The sequence below is a fragment of the Flexivirga endophytica genome, assembly GCF_014640635.1.
GTDB classification, from domain to species: Bacteria; Actinomycetota; Actinomycetes; order Actinomycetales; family Dermatophilaceae; genus Flexivirga; species Flexivirga endophytica.
Window position 1 is genome coordinate 823085 of the sequence record NZ_BMHI01000001.1, and the last position, 24235, is coordinate 847319.

The 24235-nt window shown below is 68.3% G+C and carries 21 protein-coding genes and 1 riboswitch; of the genes, 7 read left to right on the forward strand and 14 right to left on the reverse strand.

Going from position 1 to position 24235, the window contains the following annotated elements; genetic code table 11:
• Positions 1–40 precede the first annotated feature (40 nt).
• The 4 genes from IEX71_RS03755 to IEX71_RS03770 are packed head-to-tail and all read right to left on the reverse strand — an operon-like array spanning position 41 to position 4365.
• The gene (locus tag IEX71_RS03755; protein WP_188835579.1) at positions 41–1138 is read right to left on the reverse strand and encodes a winged helix DNA-binding domain-containing protein; all 1098 of its coding nucleotides are present in this window, start codon (positions 1136–1138) and stop codon (positions 41–43) included.
• Positions 1139–1177: 39 nt separating this feature from the next.
• Positions 1178–2410, reverse strand: a complete 1233-nt coding sequence (locus tag IEX71_RS03760) for a saccharopine dehydrogenase family protein (protein WP_229749434.1) — start codon at positions 2408–2410, stop codon at positions 1178–1180.
• 51 nt (positions 2411–2461) lie between these two features.
• A complete protein-coding gene (locus tag IEX71_RS03765) occupies positions 2462–3886 on the reverse strand; it encodes an aspartate aminotransferase family protein (RefSeq protein WP_188835580.1) in 1425 nt (474 codons plus the stop codon).
• Entirely contained in the window at positions 3883–4365 is a 483-nt protein-coding gene (locus IEX71_RS03770) for an Lrp/AsnC family transcriptional regulator (RefSeq protein ID WP_188835581.1), read from the reverse strand. Before IEX71_RS03770 ends, IEX71_RS03765 begins: the two co-directional genes overlap by 4 nt.
• Before the next feature lie 82 nt (positions 4366–4447).
• Here IEX71_RS03770 and IEX71_RS03775 point away from each other — a divergent pair, with 82 nt between their 5' ends.
• The gene (locus IEX71_RS03775; RefSeq protein WP_188835582.1) at positions 4448–5821 is read left to right on the forward strand and encodes an L-serine ammonia-lyase; all 1374 of its coding nucleotides are present in this window, start codon (positions 4448–4450) and stop codon (positions 5819–5821) included.
• A 116-nt stretch (positions 5822–5937) separates the two neighbouring features.
• The gene (locus tag IEX71_RS03780; RefSeq protein WP_188835583.1) at positions 5938–7386 is read left to right on the forward strand and encodes a gamma-aminobutyraldehyde dehydrogenase; all 1449 of its coding nucleotides are present in this window, start codon (positions 5938–5940) and stop codon (positions 7384–7386) included.
• Between the two features lie 158 nt (positions 7387–7544).
• On the opposite strand, the gene IEX71_RS03785 is transcribed toward IEX71_RS03780, so the two are convergent.
• From IEX71_RS03785 to IEX71_RS03800, 4 genes are all read right to left on the reverse strand, one after another.
• The gene (locus tag IEX71_RS03785; protein ID WP_188835584.1) at positions 7545–8573 is read right to left on the reverse strand and encodes a C40 family peptidase; all 1029 of its coding nucleotides are present in this window, start codon (positions 8571–8573) and stop codon (positions 7545–7547) included.
• A 65-nt stretch (positions 8574–8638) separates the two neighbouring features.
• Positions 8639–9016, reverse strand: a complete 378-nt coding sequence (locus tag IEX71_RS03790; protein WP_188835585.1) for a fluoride efflux transporter FluC — start codon at positions 9014–9016, stop codon at positions 8639–8641.
• A complete protein-coding gene (locus IEX71_RS03795; RefSeq protein WP_188835586.1) occupies positions 9013–9453 on the reverse strand; it encodes a fluoride efflux transporter FluC in 441 nt (146 codons plus the stop codon). The genes IEX71_RS03790 and IEX71_RS03795 overlap by 4 nt, the downstream gene beginning before the upstream one ends.
• On the reverse strand, positions 9444–9980 hold the full coding sequence (locus IEX71_RS03800; RefSeq protein WP_229749436.1) for a universal stress protein: 537 nt from the start codon (positions 9978–9980) through the stop codon (positions 9444–9446). The genes IEX71_RS03795 and IEX71_RS03800 overlap by 10 nt, the downstream gene beginning before the upstream one ends.
• Positions 9981–10033: 53 nt before the next feature.
• Positions 10034–10120, reverse strand: a riboswitch (Fluoride riboswitch).
• Positions 10121–10209: 89 nt separating this feature from the next.
• Here IEX71_RS03800 and lipB point away from each other — a divergent pair.
• Entirely contained in the window at positions 10210–10839 is a 630-nt protein-coding gene (lipB, locus tag IEX71_RS03805; protein WP_188835587.1) for a lipoyl(octanoyl) transferase LipB, read from the forward strand.
• On the opposite strand, the gene IEX71_RS03810 is transcribed toward lipB, so the two are convergent.
• On the reverse strand, positions 10803–11933 hold the full coding sequence (locus IEX71_RS03810; RefSeq protein WP_188835588.1) for an NAD(P)/FAD-dependent oxidoreductase: 1131 nt from the start codon (positions 11931–11933) through the stop codon (positions 10803–10805). The two genes, lipB and IEX71_RS03810, sit on opposite strands and share 37 nt — an antisense overlap.
• 114 nt (positions 11934–12047) lie before the next feature.
• On the opposite strand from IEX71_RS03810, the gene IEX71_RS03815 reads away from it, so the two are divergent.
• Entirely contained in the window at positions 12048–14417 is a 2370-nt protein-coding gene (locus IEX71_RS03815; protein WP_188835589.1) for a GNAT family N-acetyltransferase, read from the forward strand.
• Positions 14418–14503: 86 nt separating this feature from the next.
• Positions 14504–15649: a citrate/2-methylcitrate synthase gene (locus IEX71_RS03820; RefSeq protein WP_229749437.1), complete on the forward strand. Its 1146-nt coding sequence runs from the start codon at positions 14504–14506 to the stop codon at positions 15647–15649.
• Here the strand turns inward: IEX71_RS03820 and IEX71_RS03825 are convergent.
• Together IEX71_RS03825 and IEX71_RS03830 are read right to left on the reverse strand one after the other, a co-directional pair.
• Positions 15607–16767 (reverse strand): citrate synthase, encoded by a 1161-nt coding sequence (locus IEX71_RS03825; protein WP_188835591.1) that lies wholly within the window; start codon positions 16765–16767, stop codon positions 15607–15609. The genes IEX71_RS03820 and IEX71_RS03825 overlap by 43 nt on opposite strands.
• 28 nt (positions 16768–16795) lie before the next feature.
• Complete coding sequence (locus IEX71_RS03830; RefSeq protein WP_188835592.1) at positions 16796–17710, reverse strand: MBL fold metallo-hydrolase; 915 nt, start codon at positions 17708–17710, stop codon at positions 16796–16798.
• 95 nt (positions 17711–17805) lie between these two features.
• On the opposite strand from IEX71_RS03830, the gene IEX71_RS03835 reads away from it, so the two are divergent.
• Positions 17806–19302, forward strand: a complete 1497-nt coding sequence (locus tag IEX71_RS03835) for a serine/threonine-protein kinase (RefSeq protein ID WP_188835593.1) — start codon at positions 17806–17808, stop codon at positions 19300–19302.
• Between the two features lie 54 nt (positions 19303–19356).
• Positions 19357–20370, forward strand: coding sequence for an acetamidase/formamidase family protein (locus tag IEX71_RS03840; RefSeq protein WP_188835594.1), 1014 nt, complete (start codon positions 19357–19359; stop codon positions 20368–20370).
• Between the two features lie 11 nt (positions 20371–20381).
• Here IEX71_RS03840 and IEX71_RS03845 read toward each other — a convergent pair whose 3' ends face one another.
• From IEX71_RS03845 to sucB, 3 genes are all read right to left on the reverse strand, one after another.
• Positions 20382–21281, reverse strand: a complete 900-nt coding sequence (locus tag IEX71_RS03845; protein ID WP_188835595.1) for a TIGR01777 family oxidoreductase — start codon at positions 21279–21281, stop codon at positions 20382–20384.
• 45 nt (positions 21282–21326) lie between these two features.
• A complete protein-coding gene (locus tag IEX71_RS03850; protein WP_188835596.1) occupies positions 21327–22052 on the reverse strand; it encodes a spermine/spermidine synthase domain-containing protein in 726 nt (241 codons plus the stop codon).
• A 312-nt stretch (positions 22053–22364) separates the two neighbouring features.
• Complete coding sequence (gene sucB, locus IEX71_RS03855; RefSeq protein WP_188835597.1) at positions 22365–24173, reverse strand: 2-oxoglutarate dehydrogenase, E2 component, dihydrolipoamide succinyltransferase; 1809 nt, start codon at positions 24171–24173, stop codon at positions 22365–22367.
• Positions 24174–24235: the final 62 nt, after the last annotated feature.

Here is a 24235-nt window from a genome sequence, read left to right on the forward strand (position 1 = left end):
CCGGCGCCCGACCTTCGGCCGTCCTGCCTTCGTCAAGACGTCAGGACGGGAACGGATAGCGTCGCGAGAGCCCGGGTACGGCTCGCTCAGCCCGCTTGGACAATGCGCCGTCGAAGGGCGAAACCTCAACAGGGGGAGTGCTCTTCGCCATACTGCGACGCCAGGTGGCCACCGTCCGGCCCCCGTCGATGACGGTCGCCTTGAACGCGCCGTTGCCGCCGGGCACGACCAGATCCATGTGTGGTGCGTCCAGCGTCGGCGTGCGATCGGCATACCCGAGCAGGATCTCGTCGAACGGCGGGACGAGCATCGGCCGTAGGGTCGCCGAACGACGCTCTTCCCAGGCTTCGAGCGTCTCTGGCGCGCCGAAATAGCTCGTGCCGTCGACCGCGATCTCGACCAGGTCGTCGCGCACCGACTCCCACACCGGTGCGAGGTCGCGCTGGAGGAGGCCGCTCCACCAGCGGAAGTCGGCGATGGTCGCCGGACCATGCGATCGAAAGTAGCGCCGTGCCCAATCTGCAATGTTGGCAGCACGATCCACCGGTTTCGAGTGCGTGACCCATTCGTCGAAGAGAGCGAACTGTTGTTGGCGCCCGTTGATCGGTCCGAGGACGAGGTGGGCGCGTAGGCACAGCGCCTGCACCAGGTGCACACCGCGCTGTCCGCCGGTGTGGATGCCGTACGACTCCCAGAGCGCGAAGAGTGCACGGCGCTCCAAGGCGTGGCCGCCGCGAAGGCGCTGCTCCGTGACGGACCGGGCGGTCTCGATGTCCTCGGCGCCGATCCCGAGATCCTCGTGTCTGCGACGGGCGGAGCGCAGCGTCGATTCTCCGTTCAGCGCCAGCATCCAGCGCAGGTCCCCGGCCGGAACCAGGTGCAAGGTGCCGCGCATCGGCCACGACCGGACGATCTCTCCTGCATTGATCGCCGCATCGACGTCATCGACCGCACATCTCGCGCGGAGTGCGACCGCGGACCGTCCGGCTCGGAAGTCCTGCGCCTGGGTGCAGGTCATCCATCGAACGATCTGAGCCGGACTCGATGTCGGACCCGGGGTGAGGCGCTGTGCGATCAGCCGCAGGCGACTGATGTCACGACGGGTTCGCGCGCCACGGACGTCGGTGCGTTCGGTCATGGGACGACACTAGGGCCGCCACCGGACCGAAACTGTCCGCTAGACGACAGTCGCTTCGATGTCGAATCCTTGGGCGCGCAACCGCTCGACGAGAACGTTGCCCAACGCGGTGGCCGGCGTGAGGACGCCTCCGCCCAATCCGTCCGGGAGAGGACATTCGTCGCGGGACAGAGCAAGGCTCAGTGCGCTCTCGCCGAGCATCACCGCAGTTGCCTTGTAACCCGGATCTCCTTGTGCCGCAACAACACTCTGGTATGCCGTGCCCGTGGTCGTCGTCGTGCGCAGGGTCGCTCGGAAGTATCCGGCGTCCCGGGTCTTCTCGTCCGGCCCGTCGCCGGGCGAGGGCAGGACACGCTCCACGAGGGGACGCAACAGCGGCACCGACATGGCGCCGAAGCCCGCGCCGAGAGCACCCGCCAGCGCGTATGCCGTGAGTCGACCATGCAGGCCACGGCCGGTGCGTTGCACTTCGCGGTAACGGAACGACCTGCCGTACGCGTGCTGCAACAGCGCATTGCTGCGCCGGACGATGCGGGTGTTGAACGTGGCCATCACGAACGGGCCGGACCACGCCCCGATCTCGTCGGACTCGCGGACAGCGGCACTGTCGCGCCACTCGCCGCTCGGCTCCTGATCGCGGGCCGGACTCAGCGCGAACTTGTCGGTCGCGATCCGTCGCCTGTCCTTGTCCGAGCGGACCTCGTCGAGCTGGTTCAGCGCCGAGGCGATGGTGCCACCGCTGAATCCGCCCTTCATCGCCATGTAGAGCGTCGTGTCGCCGAGGTCGCCGGCACCATCGGCATGGACCTTCTCGGCCAGCACGAAGGCGCCGAGATCCGAGGGGATGGAGTCGAATCCGCACGAGTGGACGATGCGGGCACCGGTGCTGTCGGCGAGCTCCTGGAAGCGGTCGATCGACTCGCGCACGAAGAGCACCTCACCGGTGAGGTCGAGGTAGTCGGTGCCGGCGGTCGCGCATGCCTCGACGAGCGGCAGGCCGTATTTCGCGTAGGGACCGACCGTGCTGATCACCACGCGAGCGCTCTCCGCGAGCTCCCTCAGGCTGCTCGCATCGAACGAATCCGCCACCACCACAGGCCAATCAGCGGCATTCGGCAGGGCGTCGCGGATCGCCTCGACCTTGGCGCGGTCACGGCCGGCCAAGGCGATCCGCACGTCGTCCGGTGCCTGCCGGGCCAGGTGATCGGCAGTCAGTTTGCCGACGAACCCGGTGGCGCCGAACAGGACGATGTCGTAGTCACGGTTACTCACAAGTACGACTCTACGGGCGGTGCCGGTGATCAGGCGACGCGCCGCGCTCGATCAGAGCATCGACCAGGCCTCGGTGAGAACACCGCGCAGCTTCTGCTCGATCTCGTCGAACTCGGTCTGCCCGATGATCAGCGGCGGAGCCAGCTGCACGACCGGGTCGCCACGGTCGTCGGCGCGGCAGTAGAGGCCGGCGTCATACAGCGCCTTGGACAGGAATCCGTAGAGCACGCGCTCGGACTCGTCGTCCGAGAACGTCTCGCGGGTCTCCTTGTCCTTGACCAGCTCGATGCCGTAGAAGAAGCCGTCCCCACGGACATCGCCAACGATCGGCAGATCGGTGAGCTTCTCGAGCGTGCTGCGGAACTTCGGGGCGTTCTCGTGCACGTGGTCGACCAGGCCCTCCTTCTCGAAGATGTCGAGGTTGGCCATCGCCACCGCCGCGGACACCGGGTGCCCGCCGAAGGTGTAGCCGTGCGGGAACATCGTCGTGCCGTGTTTGAACGGCTCGAAGAGCTTGTCGCTGGCGATCATCGCGCCGATGGGGGAGTAACCCGACGTCATACCCTTCGCGCAGGTGATGATGTCCGGCTCGTAGCCGTAGTCCTTGCTCGCGAAGATCTCGCCGATCCGGCCGAAGGCGCAGATCGTCTCGTCGGACACCAGCAGCACGTCGTACTCGTCGCAGATCTCGCGGACCCGCTCGAAGTATCCGGGGGGCGGCGGGAAGCAACCGCCGGCGTTCTGCACCGGCTCGAGGAAGACCGCGGCCACCGTGTCGGGGCCCTCGAACTCGATCGCCTCGGCGATCCGGTCGGCGGCCCAGCGGCCGAAAGCCTTCGGGTCGTCACGCAATTCGGGCTGCGCGCGGTAGATGTTGGTGTTGGGCACCTTGAACGCACCCGGCACCAGCGGCTCGAACATCTCCTTCAACGACGGCAGGCCGGTGATCGACAGGGCGCCCTGGGGTGTGCCGTGGTAGGCGACCGCGCGGCTGATCACCTTGTGCTTGCCCGGCTTGCCGGTCAGCTTGAAGTAGTGCTTCGCGAGCTTCCAGGCCGACTCGACGGCCTCGCCGCCACCGGTGGTGAAGAAGACCCGATTGAGGTTGCCCGGCGCGTATGACGCCAGGCGCTCGGCCAGGTCGATCGCGGGGCGGTGCGCATAGGACCAGATCGGGAAGAACGCCAGCTCCTTGGCCTGGGCCGCGGCGGCCTCGGCCAGCTCGGCGCGGCCGTGTCCGACCTGCACCGTGAACAGGCCGGAGAGGCCGTCGAGGTACTTGCGTCCCTGGTCGTCCCAGATGTAGGCGCCCTCACCCTTGACGATGGTCGGTATGGCGCCGCCGCGCCCGCCCTGGTCCTTGGGCTCATAGTCCGACTGTCGGGTGAAGTGACCCCACAGGTGGTCGCGCGCAGCTTCGGCGCGCGGTGTGCCCGCAGGCGTGAGGTTGTCGGATTGTGTTGTGGGTGTTGTCATCTCGTGCCCCAGTCGTATCGTTGTTTGGCGAGTTTCAGGTAGACGAAGGTCTCGGTGTCGGTGACGCCGTCGATGGTGCGGATCTGCGCGGTCAGCAGATCCAGCAGGTGTTCGTCGTCGACGCAGACGACCTCGACGAGCAGGTCGAAGCGGCCGGCGGTCAGGACGACATACGCAATCTCGGGCAGCTCGCTGAGGGCGGCTTGCACCGGCTTCAGGTCGCCCTTGACGGTGATGCCGATCATCGCCTGGCGGTCGAATCCGACCTGGGCCGGATCGGTCACGGCGACGATCTGCAGCACTTCGGAGTCGAGCAGCCGCTGCACCCGCTGGCGCACCGCTGCCTCGGACAGTCCGATCTCCCGCGCGATCGCGGAGTAGGCCACCCGGCCGTCGGTCTGCAGTCGCGCGATGATGGCCTTGGAGACGTCGTCGAGGGTGGCGCGCGCCACAGTGCGATTCGTCTCGGTCATGGGCATACTCTGGCACGAGTTTCGCGCTAGATCAAGCAATGTGCTTCGAAATCCGTCGGATCGTGCGCCGTATGGCTATGCTTTACCCATGGCCCTGAGCGCGTTCGACCTGTATTCCGTGGGCATTGGTCCGTCCTCATCACACACCGTCGGCCCGATGCGCGCTGCGAAGACGTTCGTCGACGGTCTGGTGGCTGCGGGCACGGTCGACGAGGTGTGCCGGGTGCGGTCCCAACTGTTCGGGTCGCTGGGCGCGACCGGCCATGGGCACGGCTCGGACAAGGCGGTCGTGCTGGGTCTGCAGGGCGAGGACCCGGAGACCGTCGACACGGGGTCGACGGAAGCCCGGATTGCGGATGCGCGGTCGCGTCATACCTTGCGGTTGAACGGCACCCGCTCGATCCACTGGGATCCCGACGCCGATCTGGTCATGCACCGACGCAAGTCGTTGCCGGCGCACCCCAACGGCATGCAGTTCGAGGCGTATGACGCGCAGGGCGAGGTAATCGCCTCGCACGTCTACTACTCGGTCGGCGGCGGATTCGTCGTCAACGAGGAGGCCGCCGGAGCGGACCGAGTGGTGCTGGACGACACCAAGGTGGAGTTTCCCTTCACGTCCGGCGCCGAGCTGCTGGCCATCTGCGAACGAGAAGGCTGCTCGGTCGCGGACGTGATGATGCGCAACGAGCTGGCCTGGCGAACTGCCGACGAGGTCCGCAGCGGGATGTTGCACCTCTGGTCGGTGATGCGTGACTGCGTGCAGGCGGGCATCGGCCACGAGGGGACCCTGCCGGGCGGACTGAAGGTGCCGCGTCGCGCACCGGAGCTGCACCGTGAGCTGACCAGAGGCGCGCTGCGGGACGACCCGCTGCGGGTCATGGACTGGGTGAACCTCTACGCGCTGGCGGTCAACGAGGAGAACGCCTCCGGCGGACGCATCGTGACCGCTCCCACCAACGGCGCGGCCGGCATCATTCCGGCGGTCCTGCACTACTACGTCAACTTCGTGCCGGATGCCGACGACGACGGTGTCGTCCGGTTCCTGCTGGCGGCGGCTGCGATCGGGATCCTCTTCAAGGAGAACGCCTCTATCTCCGGTGCGGAGGTCGGCTGCCAGGGAGAGGTCGGCTCGGCGTGCGCGATGGCCGCCGGCGGACTCGCCGAGGTCATGGGCGGCACGCCGCCGCGGGTGGAGAACGCCGCCGAGATCGGCATCGAGCACAACCTCGGCCTCACCTGCGACCCGGTGGGCGGCCTCGTGCAGATCCCGTGTATCGAACGCAATGCCATCGCCAGTGTGAAGGCGATCAACGCCGCCCGGCTCGCCGTCAACGGCACCGGGGTGCACACGGTGAGCCTGGACAAGGCGATCAAGACCATGCGAGACACCGGCCGGGACATGTCGGTGAAATACAAGGAGACGGCGCGTGGCGGCCTGGCCGTGAACGTGATCGAGTGCTGACAGGGACGCGAGGATCGCAGCGACGAAGGAGCGAGGACCGGAGCGTGCCGTGGAAGCACGGCAGAGAACATCGAGTGCTGATGAGTGCTGACAACCACACACAAAGGAGTGTCTGAATGACTGACAGCCCGCGCGAGTTGCGCAATTTCATCGGTGGCGCATACGTCGCCGCCGAGACCGACCAGACGGTCGACATTGTCGATCCCTCGAGCGCGAAAGTCGTTGCCAAGGCACCGGTTTCGACTCAGGCGGACGTCGATGCGGCCTACCGCGCGGCATCGAAGGGTTTCGCTGAGTGGGGTCAGACCGTCCCCGGTGAGCGGCAGCACGCGCTGCTGAAGCTCGCCGACGCGATCGAGGCACGTGCCGACGACTTCGTGAAGCTGGAGGCCGAGAACACCGGCAAGCCCTACGCGTTGACCGCCAGCGAGGAAGTGCCGGTCATGGTCGACCAGCTGCGTTTCTTCGCTGGTGCGGCACGGATGCTCGAGGGCAAGTCGGCCGGCGAATACATGGCCGGACACACGTCGTTCATCCGGCGTGAGCCGATTGGTGTCGTCGGTCAGGTGACGCCGTGGAACTACCCGATGATGATGGCGATGTGGAAGATCGCTCCGGCGCTGGCCGCGGGCAACGCCGTGGTGCTCAAGCCGAGTGACACGACGCCGGAGACGACTCTGCTGATGGCCGAGCTCGCCTCGGAGTTCCTGCCGGCCGGCACCCTCAACGTCATCACCGGTGACCGGGAGACCGGCCGCATGCTGGTGGAGCATCCGACGCCGCAGCTGGTCGCGATCACCGGATCGATCCGTGCCGGGATCCAGGTCGCCGACTCGGCGGCCAAGGACCTCAAGCGGGTGCACCTGGAGCTGGGCGGCAAGGCGCCGGTCATCGTGTTCGACGACGCCGACATCGAGGCAGCGATCGAAGGCATCGGCACGGCCGGCTACTTCAACGCCGGCCAGGACTGCACCGCTGCGACCCGCGTGCTCGCCGCGCCCGGCATACACGACGACTTCGTCGCCGCGTTGGCCGAATTCGCCAAGAACGACGCGAAGCTCGGTATGCCGGACAGCGAGGACGCGCTGCTCGGGCCGGTCAACAACGCCAACCAGCTCAAGCACGTCACCGGCTTCCTGGACCGACTGCCGGACAATGCGCACGTCGCAGCAGGCGGTCACCGCGCCAGCGGTTTCGGTGACGGCTTCTTCATCGAGCCGACGGTCGTGTCGGGCCTGGAGCAGACCGACGAGGCGATCCAGCAGGAGATCTTCGGCCCGGTCATCACGGTCCAACGCTTCACCGACGAACAGGCCGCGATCGCCTGGGCGAACGACGTGCCCTACGGACTCGCCTCCTCGGTGTGGACCAAGGACTTCGGTCGGGCGATGCGGGTGTCGAAGGCACTCGACTTCGGCTGTGTGTGGATCAACACGCACATCCCGCTGGTCGCCGAGATGCCGCACGGCGGCTTCAAGCACAGCGGTTACGGCAAGGACCTGTCGCTCTACGGCTTCGAGGACTACACGCGCGTCAAGCACGTGATGGCCAACATCGAGAGCTGAGGTCCGACAACAACGCACAACCCCTTTCGCCGAGAGGACAGGCGACACACTCAGAGGACAGGCGATTCGGCCCATTGAGGGCCGAATCGCCTGTCCTCTCGGTGGTTGGGTGTCCTCTCGGTGGTTGGGTGTCCTCTCGGCGGGATGGCGGCGGGCGGTTACAGGTAACGCCGGGAGCCGACGTATTGATCGGCGTAGCGCTGCTCGCCGACCCGCACGATCTCGAGCCGGGTGATCTCGGACGGCGTGTTGTTCGGGGCGTCCGCCTCCCAACCGTCGCCGAGATAGATCCCCACGTGGTGGATGTAACCGCTGGAGTAGGCATAGAAGATCAGGTCGCCGGGCTGCATCGCGTCCTTGGCCACGGGGCGGCCGGCGTCGAACTGGTCTCCGGCATCGCGCGGAATGGTGATGCCGTGCACGTCATACACGGTGTGCGTGAAGCCGGAGCAGTCGAAACCCCAGGCCGACGTGCCCGCCCAGACATAGGGGAGTCCTGCGAACTGCCTGGCCGTGCGTGCCAGATCAGCCGGTTCGGGGCGTGGAATGTCGGCCGGCGACGCGTAGACCTGGGCGTCATGCGCTGAGATCCAGGCCGCGCCGCGGTCGGGTGTGAACACCTTGATCGAGCCGCCACTGCGTCCCAGCACGGGCAGTCGCGTGTCGATCGACAGCGTCAGCGAGCGATGCTTGCGCGCCGAATCCTGATAGAGGCCGGTGGTTTTCGCGCTGATCAGCGCGAACCGCCGACCGGTCTGACTCGCGAAGGCCGGATTCGTGGTGAGTTGCACGGCCGGGACCCAGCCCGGATACCCCAGCGGGTTGCGCGGCGTCGGCTGCCCGGCGACCGCGACGTGCACCCAGTCGCCGGACCGCTCCAAGATGGTCACGCGCTGCCCGTACAGCGCCTGGGTCTCCAGCTTGCCCACCAGCCACCGCCGCTGGGCGACCGACTGGTCGTCGGTCCACCGGCGTGGATCCACCGGATCCCCCACGGCCGGCGCGTCGATCGGCCGGTTCAGCCCCGGCTCGGTCCACAGCGTCGCCACTGCGACATCGACGTAAGCGACCTGATCTGCGGGCTCGGCGGGCTGCGCTGCGCGTGCCGGGACGGCGGACATGCCGGTTATGGCGAGCAGGCAAGCGGCGAGTATGGCGGGAACGGCGGAACGTCCGTGGCTACTCATTGTAAATGTTTACCAGTGCACGTCGCGAAGGGACAAGGGTTGACGCATCGTCGTGCGACGGGCCGTCACGCGAGGAGCCGGCCGACGGCCAGTCCGAGCAAGGCCGCGAGGAGCGAGACGACCGCGGTCGCGACGGCATACCGGGATCCCTCGGACTTGCCCGTGGTCAACCACAGCCGGGCCGTCTCGACGGAGGCGGTGCTGAAGGTCGTGAAACCGCCGCAGAACCCGGTGCCCAGCGCGGCCTTGGCCGTGGGCGACAGACAGCCCGCGTGGTGCGTGAGCGCCCCGGTGAGCACGCCGAGCAGGAACGATCCGAGCACGTTGATGACGAACGTGCCCACAGGGAACGAGCCGGTGATCCGGCGTCGCACCTCGGCATCGAGGGTGAAACGGCTCACCGCGCCGGCGCCACCGCAGAGCGCGATCAGCAACGTTGTCATACGGTTTCGCCGATGCGGACAAGTCCCTTGGCCGCGCGGATCCCGGCCCAGGCTGCGATCGCGCCGAGCAGCACGGAGCTGCCGACATACGAGATCCCTTGTGCCCACGACAATTTCGTCGTCTCCACCATGAAGGTGCTGTATGTCGTGAAGCCACCGAGCACGCCGGTGCCGATGCCCAGCCGCGCCAGTCGGCGGCCGCCGGCGTCCTCGCCGGACCGCACCAACGCCTCAAGCAGGAAGCCGAGGACGAACGCACCGCTCACATTGATCGCGAACGTCGTCCACGGCCAGGACGTCGCCGGACCGGCGAAGGCATCCTCCAGCAGCGAACGTATGGCGGTACCGATCGCTCCACCGACGAAGACGACGCCGAGCAGTGCCGGATCGCGATGGGCATGGGCGCGTGCGGGGCGGCGGATCGGGTTCACTGCCATGGCAGTCCGTCCGACCAGTCGACGACCTGGAGCGGCACGACGATCACCGGACGGTGCTGGTGGTGCGAGAGCCGGACCGAGACCGATCCGCTCAGGAACTCGCGCATCGGATGTTTGCCGATCCGTGTCCCGACCACGAACCCGGCCGCATCGACCGCCCGGGCCAGGTGGGTGAGCGCCCGGTCGGGCCGCCCGGCGAGATAGTGGAAGTGCCACGGCACGCTGTCGCCTCCGAGCGTGGCACGGATCTGCTCGGTGAGGGTCTCGGCAGTCTCGCGCCATTGCTCGTCGGCGTCGTCGGGGTCCACCGGTGCGTGCCGCACGCTGCCGTCGGCGTGTTCGTCGACCACGTACCGCGATGGATCGGCGTAGCCGAAGTGGATGGCGGGTGAACCGACCGCCCGCGCCATCGTGGCCGCCGTGAGTGCGACCAGCGGCGGCTGGTCCGGTATGACGCCCACGACGATCGGGTGCGCGTGGAAATCGACCATCCGGTCGGGACTCGGCTGGGGTGGCTGCGGCGACATGCGTCTGACTCTCCGGGCTGTGCGACGGGCAGCGCGACCTACCCGTCGAACTCGACGTGGTAGGAACCATCAGCAGTATTGCGGTTCGGGACGAGCGCTGGTCGAGCACGACCCGGGCGGGATCCATCGCCCGCCCCAACCATATGGGACGAACAAGGGACGCCGCGGCTACCCCGTGGTAGGCCCGTCGGCGGATGCCGTCGATCGGCACCGGCGTAACGTTTGCGGCATGCGCATCGAACACGTCGGGTTCGACCCGGACTTCGTCGACTATCTGCACGCGTGGGACCTGCAGCGTGAGGTGCATGCACGGGTCGTCAGCGGTGAGCAGGAGGACACGACCCTGCTGCTGGAGCACGAGCAGGTCTACACCGCCGGCAAGCGCACCGCGTGGTATGACCGGCCGACCGACGGCTCGACGGTGGTCGACGTGGATCGCGGTGGCCGGATCACGTGGCACGGCCCGGGCCAGCTCACCGGCTACCCGATCGTGCGGTTGCCGGTGCCGTTGGACGTCGTCGGGCACGTGCGCCGGCTGGAGCAGTTGATGATCGACACCTGTGAGGACTTCGGCGTGCAGACTGTACGGGTCGAGGGACGCAGCGGAGTGTGGCTGGCGGCGAGCGACGGCAAGCCGGAGCGCAAGATCGGGGCCATCGGCGTCCGGGTAAGCCGGGACGTCACGATGCACGGCTTCGCGCTCAACTGCGACTGCGACCTGTCGTGGGCGAATGTCATTGTGCCGTGCGGGATCTCGGACGCGGGCGTCACGTCGTTGTCCGAGGAGTTGGGCCGGGCCGTGCCGGTCGCCGAGGTTTTGCCCTACATCGAGAAGCGGTTGCCCGACATACTCGGCTGACCTCGGAACGGGTCGTATGGCGTCAGGTCGACCTCAGGCTCGCGGCCCTCGGCGAGCGCGGCGGCGATGGAGCCGACATACGGCCCCATGGTGAGGCCGTGTGCACCGAGCCCGTTGGCGATGATCAGGCCGGGCAGGTCCGGGGTCGTTCCGAGCAGCGGCTTGGCGTCGGGTCCGACCGGGCGGAAGCCGACCCTGCCTTCGAGGAATTCGGCGTCCGCCAGACCGGGCGCGACCTGCAGCGCCTCGCCGAGCACTTGGTGCAGACCCGCGACGGTGAGGCGGTGATCGAGTCCGGCGTCGGACTCGTGGGTCGCACCGACGACGATGCGATCGTCGAAGCTGAGCAGATAGTGCGCGGACATCGGCAGGATCACGGGCCACTCCCGTGGTTCCGCGCCGGGCAGGCGCAGATGCACGATCTGGCCGCGCATCGCCGTCACGGGCGAGCGCAACCCGAGCGGTTCGAGCACGTGCGGCGCCCAGACACCCGAGGCCTCGATGACGACGTCGGCGCCGATGACCTCACCGTCGATCTCGACCGCTTCGACCGCGCTGCCGGCTCGGATCCGCGCCCGCCCGGTGACGATTCTCGCGCCGTGCTTGCGAGCCGCGGCCCACAGTGCCGCCCGCAGTTGTCGCCCGTCGAGACGGGCGGTGCCCGCAACGTGGATGGCCGGACCGTCGTGCTCCAGCAGCGGGTGCAACGCCCGGGCGGCCGATCCGGTGAGCACGTCGACCGTGCCCGCGAGTGCCGAACCGGCTGCCCGGTCACGGACCGCGGCGAACTCGGTCTCGACGGCGGCGTCGGTGGTCAGCCGCAACGAACCCACCCGTCGGTAGCCGACGTCGGTCTGCCCGTCGTCGCTCAGTTGCCGCAGCAGCGCCGGGTAGTGCTCCGCACCCGCCGCAGCGATGTGGAACCAGTCCGGGTCCTGTTCGCGGGAGGACCACGGGGAGATGATTCCGGCTCCGGCGGAGGTGGCCCGCCCGTCGTACTCGGCGTCGATGAGTGTCACATCGGCGCCGCTGCGGGCGAGCTGGTAGGTGGCAGAAGCTCCGACGACGCCGCCGCCGATCACCACGACTGACATGGACAGGCTCCGTTCGGTGGGTGCTGGGGGTTCGCCCAGCGTGGCAGATTCCACCGATCGCAGCGCCCCGTATGCTGACCACGGCCCCACACAGCATCGACGAAAGCAAGATTTGTGACCCTGTCCGTTCGCGCCTGTAGCGCACCCGAATTCCTCGACACGGTCCACCGGGCCGGCAAGACGGTCCCCGTCGAGCAGTCGCCCGAGTGGGCACACTACGACTCCGTACTGCCCGGACGTGAGCACTGGCGCTACCTGATCGTGGACGACGGCGACACCCCGATGGCGGCGATCAGCCTGACGTCGTTCGCGGGCCGGTTCCTGGAGCAGCTGTGGGCCAAGCACGGCCCGATCTGGCTCGACGACGAGCGCACGCCGCAGCGCGAGCGCGAGCTGCGCGACGCCCTGTCGTCATACATCCGCAGTGAGCGGCCGTCCGCCGCCCTGCTCCGGTTGCACACCGTGCACCCGGGTGACGACCTCACCGATCCGCTGATCGCCATCTTCTACGACCGCACGATCGTCCTCGACCTGACCAAGGACGAGGACCAACTGCTGTCCGAGATGTCGCAGAGCGGCCGGCGCAACATCCGCAAGGCGATGAAGAACGACGAACTCGTCTTCACCGACGACACGGCGATCAGCGAGCAGGAGTTCGCCGAGGTCATCTACCCGATCTTCGAGGAGACCGGTAAACGTGGCGATTTCGTGTTGCGGCCACCGGCGTTCTACTACGAGATGCTGCGCCAGCTCGGCCCGGAGGTGTGCCGCCTCTACACCGTGCGGCACCTGGGCAAGGTCGTGTCCTGGGCGCTCGTCACCGTGTATGACGGCGAGGTCGACTACTACTTCGCGGCGTCGTCGGCCGAGGCGCGCAAGCTGCTGGCGGCATACCTGATGGCCTGGGGCACGATGCGTGCGACCAAGGCGGAGGGTGCGACGTTCTTCGACTTCCTGGGTTGCGGCTCGGACCGCTCGCCCTACCTGGACACGCTCAACGAGTTCAAGCTCGCGTTCGCCAAGAAGGGCATGATCGACGCGCCCGGACCCTGGGACGTCGTGCTGCGCCCGAATGTCCTCCGTGCCTATCACGCACAACGCAAGGCGATCGCCGGTGTCGGTCGCGCCAAGCAGACCGCGCGCGCCATCGTCGGGGGAGTGCCGCGGTCGAAGTCGGACGCGGTCGACCTCGCCGACACCGCGGCAGGCAAGCTCGCCGGGGCGGTGACCCGTGCGCCGCAGCAGCCGAGTTCGGCGCCGAAGGTGCTGCCGGTCATCCTGGACTTCACGCTGTCCGGCTACGCGCTCGCGCGGGCGTTCCACGAGCGCTACGGCCTCACCAGTGTCGCCGTCGTGCCCTTCACGACCGGCGCGATCGCCGACTCCTCGATCATTCACGAGATCCGCGAGGTCGGGCTCGAGGGCGTGCACGACTACGACCTGTTGCTGCGCGAGATCCGCAAGCTGGCGACCGAAAACCCTGAGCTGACAGTCATTCCGCTGACCAACCACGACGGCATCGTGCAGGCGCTGTCGGCCAAGCGCACCACGCTGGGCAAGAACGTCGTCGTGCCGCACGAGTCGCCCGAGATGCTGCGCCGGGTCTCGGACAAGAACGACTTCAACCAGCTGTGTGCGGCGGCCGGGGTCCCGACGCCACGGACAGTGGTGCTCGATTTCGCCGACGGGCGTCCGTCGGCTGCGGGCCTGGACCTGCCATGGCCGCTGATCGTGAAGCCGGCCGACTCCGGGCACTTCGCAGCATTGCGTATGCCGGGCAAGAAGAAGCTCTACCAGGTCGCCGACCAGGGCCAGCTGGACGAGTTGCTGGACCAACTGCAGGCCGCCGGGTATGACGGCAAGCTCCTGGCCCAGGAGTTCATCCCCGGCACCGACCTGCTGTCGGTGACGCTCTACCGCGCACGCGACGGGCGGATCACGCTGGCTCGTGCGTCCGAGGTGCTGATGCAGGACCCGCGTCCGGCATACCTCGGGATTCCAGACGTGCAGGTCGTGGCGCCGCTGGACGACGCCATCGAGCTGGGCTCGAAGATCCTGACCGAGGCCGACTACCACGGCTTCGCCAACCTCGACGCGATCCGCGACCCCCGCGACGGCAAGGTCGTCTTCTTCGAGATCAACCCGCGTTACGGCCGTAACTGCTACTACGCGACGGCCTCCGGCGCCAATGTGGCCGAGCAGCTGGTCGCCGATCTCATCGACGAAAAGCCTGTCGTGGCAACCGAACTCGACGGGGAGTTGCTCTACACCACGCTGCCGGTGAAGTTCGTCGAGCAAACTCTGGGTGGCTATGCCGCCGAGCGTGTCCGAGCCTGTGCGGCCGCCGGCAGGGTCGCCGATCCGCTGCAGTATGCCGGTGAGCGCAACCCCAAGCACCGGGCCTACGCCAAGTTGGCCGCGTTGCATCACCGCAAGGCCTACCAGGGTCAGTCGGTCACCCTCAACGTCGAGGACGTGCGGTAACGGGGCAACCTCTGCGGGCCAATGTTGAGGCGATCAACATTGACCGCTCGCGTGCGCGATCCGACGCTGTCCGTATGACGACATCGATGACAGCACCTATGGTGGCTCCGCCCGGACTGTCCGGCGTGATCGTCGCCGACACGACGATCGGCGACGTGCGGGGCGAGGAGGGCTTCTTCCACTACCGGCAGTACGACGCCACCGCGTTGGCACGCGAGCGGTCCTTCGAAGAGGTCTGGCACCTGTTGATCCGCGGCACGTTGCCGAACGACACCGAGTTGTCCGCCTGGACCCGTCTCACCGCCGAAGCGGCAACGATCCCGGACGATCTCGCCTACGGGCTGCTCGAGGTGATGCACGCATCCGCCGGAAACGAGCCGCTGGTGACCTTGCGGACCGCGCTCTCGGCATACGGCGCACTCGTCGGTGACGGCCCGCTGTGGGACAGCGATGAGCCCACCAAGGAGCGTGCGGCGATCCGTGACGCGGCGGTCGTGCCGTGGCTGGTGGCCACGGCACACCAACTGGCCCAGGGTGCGGGACCTCGTGCGCCCCGGCCCGAGTTGGGCCACGTCGGCAACTACTTGTGGCTGGTGACCGGCAGCGAACCCGCGCCCGAGCACATTGCCGCACTGACCCGCTATCTGATCCTCACCATTGACCACGGCTTCAACAACTCGACCTTCACGGCGCGCACCGTCGCCTCCACGGGTGCCGACCTCACTGCCTGTCTGGTCGCGGGCATCGGCGCGTTGTCGGGACCGTTGCACGGGGGTGCGCCGAGCCGCGCGCTCGACGCACTCGACGAGATCGGCACCGCGGATCGCGCGCGGCAGTGGGCGCTGGACCAGTTGGCGTCGGGCAACCGGGTCATGGGGTTCGGCCACGCCGTCTACCGCGGGCCCGATCCACGCTCAGAGTTGTTGAAGGAGACGGCAATCGAGCTTGGCGGTGCAAGCGCCGAGCTCGCCGTGCACGTCGAGGCGAAGGTCGTCAGTGTGCTGGCCGAGGCCAAACCGGATCGGGTGCTGCGTGCCAATGTCGAGTACTACGCCGGGGTCGTCATGCAGGAGTGCGGCATACCTCGGGAGATGTTCACGCCGACGTTTGCGTGCAGTCGGGTGGTCGGGTGGACCGCACACGTGTTGGAGCAGAGCCGGGACCGCAAGATCATCCGACCCTTGTCGCACTACTCCGGACCGGAGGTCGGACGCGGCAGCTCACCGGTATAGGTGGCACGTGGCCGGAACCGCAGCGGGTGTCCTTGCTCCTCGATGCCGTGCGCCACGAAGCCGGCGAGTCGGGCGATCGAGAAGACGGTCTCGCCCGTATGACGGGGCAGCCGACATGCCAGGCTGAGCGCCGCCAGTCCCAGGTCGACGTTCGGTGCCAGTCCGGTCTGGCGGCGCATCTGAAGCGCGAAAGCATCTGTGGCAGCAGCGATCTCGTCATCGAAACCAGCGACGAGATCCAGCAGCACGGCGGCCCGCGGGTCGGTGTCGGTGTAGACGGTGTGCCCGAAGCCCGCCACCGGACCGTCGGTGGGGCGCTGCCCGTCCATCGCGGCACGCAGCACGTCGTATGCCGCGCCGGACGCCCCACCGTGGCGGACGCCACCGAGTGCCGCGACCCCGGCGGTCATGACGGCATACGGGTCCGCCCCGGTGCTGGCGGCGGCACGGGCGGCCAGGGTCGACGTCGCGAGTTCATGGTCGGCGAGCAAGCCGAGCGCAACCTCGAGGGCGCGCTCGACGGACGTCGATGGTGTCCCGGTCGCGAGACCGGCCAGCACCCGCCGAGCGACGCGGCCTTCACCTGACGCGCCGTTCCGCTGTGCGAGCGCGGTCGCCGCGGCGACGATAGACCGTCGTCCCGCGACTCGGAAATGATTGGGGGAGAGGGACTCTCGGTCAGAGTCGGACATCGCGGCCTGGCTGATCGCCCAGAGCACGATGTCTCGGGTGCCGAGTCGTTCGTTCGGCTCGGGTAGTGCGCACTCGGGCCAGTCGTCCTCGCCGGCCGGACCACCCCAGACGATCTCGGCCACAGTTTCGAACGACTCGAGGGTGGCGAGTTCGGCGACGTCATGGCCTCGATAGAGCAGGACACCGGATGGTTCGACACTGGTGACCGCGGTGTCGATCGTCAGCTCGAATCGACCGCGTCGCACTCGGCGGCGGGCGTCGACCATGGCCGCGACCTCGTCCCGCAGGAACATCGATCCTTCGTGGCGGCTGCGACGTGAGCCGGCCGGGCGTAGCAGGCCGCGGCTGACGTAGGAGTAGACGGTCGCGATGCGGACACCGAGCAGGTCGGCCGCCTGGGCCGTCGTGATCAGCTCACCGTCCATGACAGTCACGGTAACGAGCGGACCTGCCTCACCCGCGCCCGGTGACGCGCGCCAGCAATCCTCGCCCGAGCAACTTCAGCATCGGCCAGGTCGGGTTGTCGACATACAACGTCATCGGATCTCCCGAATGGATCCCGGAGCCGGTCGTCTGCAGGACCTGATCCCGCAGCGCGCGTAGCTCTTCGAGCGACAGGGTGAACGAACTCTCCGAAGCATGGAAGCGCGCCCGTAGCGGTATGTCGCCGCCGTCGGCAGTGCGCTCGACGTGGCAGCCGAGCACCGTGTCGACCTCGTGCTCCTCCGCCAGCACGACCATGGCCTGCAGCGACGTCTTGGCCGCGGGGAGGTCGTCGATGTAGAGGCGTCCCGGGTAGGCGGTGTCTCCGCTGATCATGAAGCCGGCGCTCGGATCGACCGTGGTGATCGAGCGGGCGTCGTGGCCGGGCGTGGCGGTGATGAGCAGCGTGCGGTCACCCAGCTCGAACTCTGCTGTCGTCCCTGGGGTTTGGCTCAACCCGAAGAAGCCGTGCACGGTGTCCACGTCCTTGGCGACGACCATCGTGTCCGGGCGATCGGCGAACTGCGCATCGCCCTTGACGTGGTCGTAGTGCCCGTGCGTGTGTGCGACGACCAGCGGCGGACACGGGATCTCATGAGCCTCCGCCCACTCGGTCAGCAGGGCGTCGACGGTCTCGCGCAGGGGGCAGTCGGCGGCGTCCTTCGCATCGCCGGTGTCCAGCAGCAGGGCACGGTCGGTGCCGCAGAGCAGGTAACCGATCGGTGCTTCCGTCGACACCCGAGTCGACTGGCGCAGCGCGAAGGTCGCATCGTCGACCGCGCGGACTTGCAGCTTCACCTGCTTGGAACGCTCCTTGTCGACGCACTCCCACGGCACCTCAAGGGATTTCGTGTCCCGGAGCACTCCATCGGGCAGCATCGTCATACCGGCATCTTTGCAAACCGGCAACCTCCGCGCCCGCGAATTGGCCTGTGGACAACTTCTGCGGGGAGTTCGCCACACGTGCCACGGTTCTGTCCGTGGACACCTCACCCGACGAAGCACCGCGGCGGCCGGAGCTGCCGGGGTATGACGTGCTCGACCTGCTCGGCCGAGGGGCGACGGGCGCGGTGTGGGCGGTGCGGGATGCCGACGGAGTACGCCTGGCGGCAAAGGTTTTCGACGCCGATGCCGACCAGCTCGACTACGAGCTGACAGTGCTGGAGTCGCTGCGACACGATCACGTGGTGCGGTTGCAGGACGTCGTCGTCGATCTCGCGAACGATCCGCCCGGCACCGCGATGGTGATGGAGCTCGCCGAGGGCGGGTCACTGACCGACACCCTGCACCGTCGAGGGGTGTTGACACCCGGCGAGCTGGTGACGGTGCTGTGCCCGATCGCTCGAGCGCTGCACGACCTGCACAGTCTCGGGCTGGTGCACGGCGACCTGAGCCCCGGGAACGTGCTGCTGACCGGCGACGGCAAGCCGTTGATCGCCGACCTCGGTATGTCGCGACTGGCCGGCCACGCGGGCGACGAGGTCTGGGCGACCGAGTCCTGGGCGGCGCCGGAGGTGCTCGCCGGGAACAGTCCGGTGCCGGCCTCCGACGTCTACTCGCTCGGCGCGATCGCCTGGCGGGCACTGACCGGTGCGGCGCCGGAGCCGGCGGCGTTGCGGCCGGACCTTGCCGAGTTGGCTCCGGAGGTGCCGGACGAGTTGCGTGATTTGGTGAATGCTGCTCTGGCACATACTGATTCGGCGCGGCCGTTGCCCGGCGAGTTCGCCATCGCCTTGTGGCAGTGCGCAACCCCTGAGCCCGCACCGGTGCAAGGTTCGCCTGCCCGCCGCGCAGCAGTCGCTGCTCCGCCGAGCGACGAGGCGGACGCGCTCACCCGCCGCATCCGTGCCCAAGCGGCCGCCGACGGACAACTGCGACGAGCGCAGCCCGTCGAGGCTGGTCGACGGGTGTCGACGAAGGCTCGCTGGCTGCTTGTCGCAGCCGGAGCCGTTGGTGTGGTCCTCGCTCTCGCAGTCACCGGACTCGGCTCCGGAGGCTCCACGACACCGGCGCGGGCGGCAGCACCCGAGCACAGCACATCGCACAGGGCGCGTCCGTCGTCGTCCTCGGCTCCCTCTCCCGCGAAGGCACTCGTCGCTCGCCCGGTGCACGTCGTGCAGGGTCTCGCGTCGGCACGCGCCGCCGCCTGGACCGCGGGGGACCGGGACCGGCTTCGCGCGGCCGAGATCGCCGGGTCTCCGGCATACCGACGGGACAGCGCGGACCTGCACACCGCGGCGACCCAACGGGTGCGCTACGACGGGCTGAAGTTCGTCGTCCGATCCGCGAAGGTGCGCAAGGGGAGCGGCGACATCGTGCACGTCACCGCCCGGATCGATCGATCCGCCTATGACGTGGTCTCCGGCACCGGTCGGCAGACCGTGCCCGCGGCCGCCGGACAACGCACGGACCTGTCGATGCGGTGGACCGAATCGGGTTGGCGCGTGGTGGATTGGGCCGAACCGTCCAACGCGTGAGTGGTTCGGCATACAGTCGAGGACGACCATCGCCGAGTCGTCAGGGAGACATACATGGAGATCGTTCGTCACGAGGTCGACAAGGACGCGGACCCGCAGGGATTGGTCTACACCTTCGGCGGTGCGGAGCCGGTGCGGACGATCCGGCCCGGCACGGTGGTGTCGACCTGGACCGCCGACTGCTACGGCGGGCGGGTGCGCAGCGTCGGCGACATGGCGACGCAGGTCATGGACACCCGGTTCATCAACCCGCAGACCGGCCCCTTCCACATCGAGGGCGCGGAGCCGGGCGACACGATCGCAGTGCACTTCTGCTCGATCACCCCGAGTGTCGACTGGGGCGTGTCCACCACGATCCCGCTCTTCGGCGCGCTCACCACCACGCCATACACGGCGATGCTGCACGAGCCGCTCGCGGAGCGCACCTGGATCTACGACCTGGACGTCACCGAGCGGTTGGTGCGTTATCACGCTCTGGACTCCGACCTGTCGATCGATCTGCCGATGGACCCGATGCACGGCACCGTCGGCGTCGCGCCACCGCTGGGTGAGGTGCGGTCGGCGCTTACTCCGGGATCCTGGGGCGGCAACATGGACACGCCCGAGATGCGTGCTGGCACAACGTGTTACCTGGGTGTCAACGTGCCGGGAGCGTTGCTCAGCCTCGGTGACGGTCACGCCAGGCAGGGCGAGGGGGAGACGTGCGGAGTCGCCGTCGAGACCGCGATGGACACGACCTTCGCGGTCGAGCTCATCAAGGGCGCGCCGACCCCGTGGCCACGCCTGGAGGACGACACGCACATCATGGCGACCGGTTCGGCACGTCCGCTGGAGGACGCCTTCCGGATCAGCCACGCCGATCTCGTGCAGTGGATCTCCGGTGGTCTCGGGATCTCGTCGCTGGACGCCTACCAGTTGGTGTCACAGACCGCACTCACACCGGTGGCGAACGTGTGTGACGCCAACTACACGGTCGTCGGCAAGGTCGCCAAGGCACACCTGCCCGGGTTCAGCGCGTATGACGGAGTGCACGAGCGACTCCGCGCCATGGCGGCCTCGATCGGCTGACCGACCCCGGCTCAGGACCTGCCGGCGACGTAACTCATGACGGCGTCGATGTCGGTGTGGGTCCACTCGAAACCGCTGTGTTGCAAGACCGTTGGCGCCATACGGGTGCTCGCGAGGGTGTCACCGGCAAGCTCGCCGAGGACCAGTCGCAGAGCCGGTGAGGGCGCGGGTAGGAACGCCGGCCGGTGCAGCACCCGGCCCAGCGCGCGCATGGCGTCCTTCTGACGCACCGCCTCAGCAGACGGCACCGCGAGGTTGACCGGGCCGACGAGCTCCGGATGATCGATCAGGTGGATCAGCGCGCGCACCTCGTCGGTGAGCGAGATCCAGGACCACCACTGCCGCCCGTTGCCGAGCGGTCCGGCGAGGCCCAGTTTGGCGAGCGGCAGCACCCGATCCATCAGCCCACCCTTCGGCGAGAACACCAGCCCTGTCCGCGCGAGCGCGACGGGGCAGCCGGCTGCACTCGCCGGCGCGGTCGCGGACTCCCAGGCGGCTACGAGGTCCACGAGGAAACCGGCGCCCGGGGTCGACTCCTCGTCCACCGTCTCCTCGCCACGGTCGCCGTAGAAGCCCATCGCCGAGCCGTTGACCAGCCGGACGGGCGCGGTGTTCCGGACCAGGGCAGCAACGATCGTGGCGGTGCTGTCCACCCGCGAATCGACCAGCTGCTTTTTGTATGCCGCCGTCCATCGCTTGTCGCCGATGCCCGCACCCGCGAGGTTGACGACGGTCGAAACACCTTGCAGTTCAGCAGGGTCCAGCTCACGACGGGACGGGTCCCAGCCGACTTCGTCCGCCGCGCGAGCGTGGCGCCGAACCAGACGTACGACCTCGTCCCCGCGCTGGGTCAGCGCCTCGGAGAGAGCGGTGCCGATGAGTCCTGACGACCCGGCGATGGCGATGCGCATGAGCGGCTCCTGACGATGTGCGGCAAGCTTGTCCTCCCCATCGAACTACAGTGACGAAGCGTTCGCGACGGTGGTCGACTGCCCGACATACAGGAAATACTGTTCCGCGCGCTCACCCAGGCGGACGTCGATGGCGCGCTCCTCGGCGCTGTGGAAGGTGGCAGCCATCGCGGCATGCAGGTCGGCCGATGCGCTCGCGGACCACACGACCACTACTCCGTCGGGCACCAGCACGTCGCGCAGCCGCCGCAGGAACGGCGCGCGATAGATCGGCGCGTTCTCGTCATACACCAAGTAGCCCGGGCCGTTGTCGACGTCGAGCAGGACGAGGTCGTATGACGCCGCCGGCACGTCCCGGATCGCGTCGGCGATGTCGGCGTGGGCGATCCGCAGCCTGTCGTCGCTCAGCATGCCGTGGTCGGGCACGATCCCGTCGCAGGTCCAGTCGATGAGCGCTTCCTCGATCTCGGCGACGTCGACCAGCTGCACCCGAGGATCGGCCAGCAGAGCGCGTGCGGTGAAGCCGAGGCCGAGTCCGCCGACCAGCACTCGCCGCGGCTCGGTGGCCAGAGCGAGCGCCTCCGTGGCCAGCGCCCATTCCGTGTCGGTATGTCGGTCGTCCATCACAAACACACCGTTGACACGAAGCTCCAGGATCGCGTCGTCGACAGCCGCCGGCCGGCGACGCAGCACCACCTCGCCACGTGTCGTCACCGCTCGGCGGACCTCGGCGACCGTGCCGATCTCGTAGTTCACGGGCGTGTTGTGCATCGGACAACTTCTCCGGGTTCGGGGCATGGCCAGGCTACCGACATACGAGACGACCCGAGTGGCCGCTCGCCGGCACGTGGACCACGTCCACCCGCTGGCGAGTGACCGCTCGGGTCAGTTGTCGTGACGAGATGTCAGACCTCGAACCTGCCTGTCGGTCTTCCTCGCACTCCAGTACGGCCGGATGCTCGCGAGCTCGCCTCCAACCTCCGTTGCGTGCTCGTCAGACCTCGAACCTGCCTGTCGGTCTTCCTCGCACTCCACTACGGCCGGATGCTCGCGAGCTCGCCTCCAACCTCCGTTGCGTGCTCGTCAGACCTCGAAAGCGCCCTCCTCGAGGCGGTCCTTCATCGCCACCAGGAACCGCGCGGCGTCTGCGCCGTCGACGATCCGGTGGTCGTAGGACAGCGCGAGATAGACCATTGAACGGATCGCGATCGTCTCGCCGCCGTCGGCGTCGGTCACAACGACCGGCCGCTTCACGACCGTGCCGGTGCCGAGGATGCCGACCTGCGGCTGGTTGATGATCGGAGTGTCGAAGAGCGCACCACGGCTGCCGGTGTTGGTCAGCGTGAACGTGCCGCCGCCCAACTCGTCCGGCTTGACCTTGTTGGTCCGGGTCCGCTCCGCCAGATCGGCGATCTTGCGCGACAGGCCGGCGATGTTCAGGTCGCCCGCGTCACGGATGACCGGCACCATCAGGCCACGATCGGTGTCGACCGCGATGCCGAGGTTCTCCTGCGGGTGGTAGACGATCGAGTCACCCTCGACGCTGGCGTTGACCTGCGGGTAAGCCTTCAGCGCATCCACCGCGGCGAGCGCGAAGAACGGCATGAAGCTGAGCTTGACGCCCTCGCGCTGCTCGAAGGCCGCCTTGTTGCGGGCACGCAGTCGCGCGACCTTGGTGACGTCCACCTCGACGACCGTCGTCAGCTGCGCCGAGACCTGCAGCGACTCGACCATGCGCGTTGCGATCAGCTTGCGCATGCGGGTCATCTTCTCGGTGGTGCCGCGCTTCGCGGAGACCTCCGGGACCGCGGCGGGCTTCGCCGACGCGGCAGCCGGAGCCGCGGGCGCTGCCGGTGCCGCTGCGGGCTCCGGCTCAGCCGGCTTGGCAGCGTCGAGCACGTCCTGCTTACGGATGCGGCCACCGACTCCGGTGCCCTTGACGTCGGCCAGGTCGACGCCGTTCTCCGCGGCGAGCTTGCGCACCAGCGGGGTGACGTATGACGACGGCTCGCGGTCGCCCGAGTCACTCGAAGCGGCCGGCGCGGGTGCCGCAGCAGGTGCGGGTGCCTCGGCCGGTGCAGGCGCCGCAGCGGGCGCGGGAGCTGCTGCAGGAGCGGGCGCAGCCGCCGGAGCCGGAGCCTCCTGCTTGGCGGGCTCGGGCTGTGCCGGGGTTTCTTCCTTGGCCGGCTCTGCTGGCTGCTCGGCGGGCTGCTCAGTTGCGGGTGCCGAGCCACCGGATGCTTCGCCGCCGATGACGGCCAGGTCGGCGCCGACCGGGACGGTCTCGTCCTCCTGCACCAGGATCTTGCTCAGCTTGCCGGCGACCGGGGAAGGCACCTCGGTGTCGACCTTGTCGGTGGAGACCTCGAGCAGCGGCTCGTCGACCTCGACGTCGTCGCCCTCGGCCTTCAGCCAGCGCGTGATGGTGCCCTCCGTCACCGACTCACCGAGAGCCGGCATGGTGATCTTCTCGCCACCGCTCACCTCGCCACCGGAGGATGCCGGAGCGGCTGCCTGCGCAGGCTCGCTCTTCGGCTCCTCTGGTTTCGACTCCTCGGCCTTCGGCTCCTGGGCAACAGGGGCCTCCGCGGCAGGCTGCTCGGCGGCTGCTGCGGACTCGCCGCCGGAGCCCGAGTCGTTCGCCGGTGCGGCGGCGCCGTCACCGATCACCGCGAGGTCGGCACCCACGGGGACGGTCTCGTCCTCCTCGACAAGCACCTCCTGCAGGGTGCCGGCGACGGGGGAGGGGATCTCGGTGTCGACCTTGTCGGTCGAGACCTCGAGCAGCGGCTCGTCGACCGCGACCTCCTCGCCGACCTGCTTGAGCCATCGAGTCACGGTGCCCTCTGTCACCGACTCGCCGAGTGCGGGCATTGTCACGCGTTCAGACATGAACTCAAGTCTCCTTGATCTTGGGGCTGATGTGCAGTGAGGCCCATTCTGCGTCGGCGTTG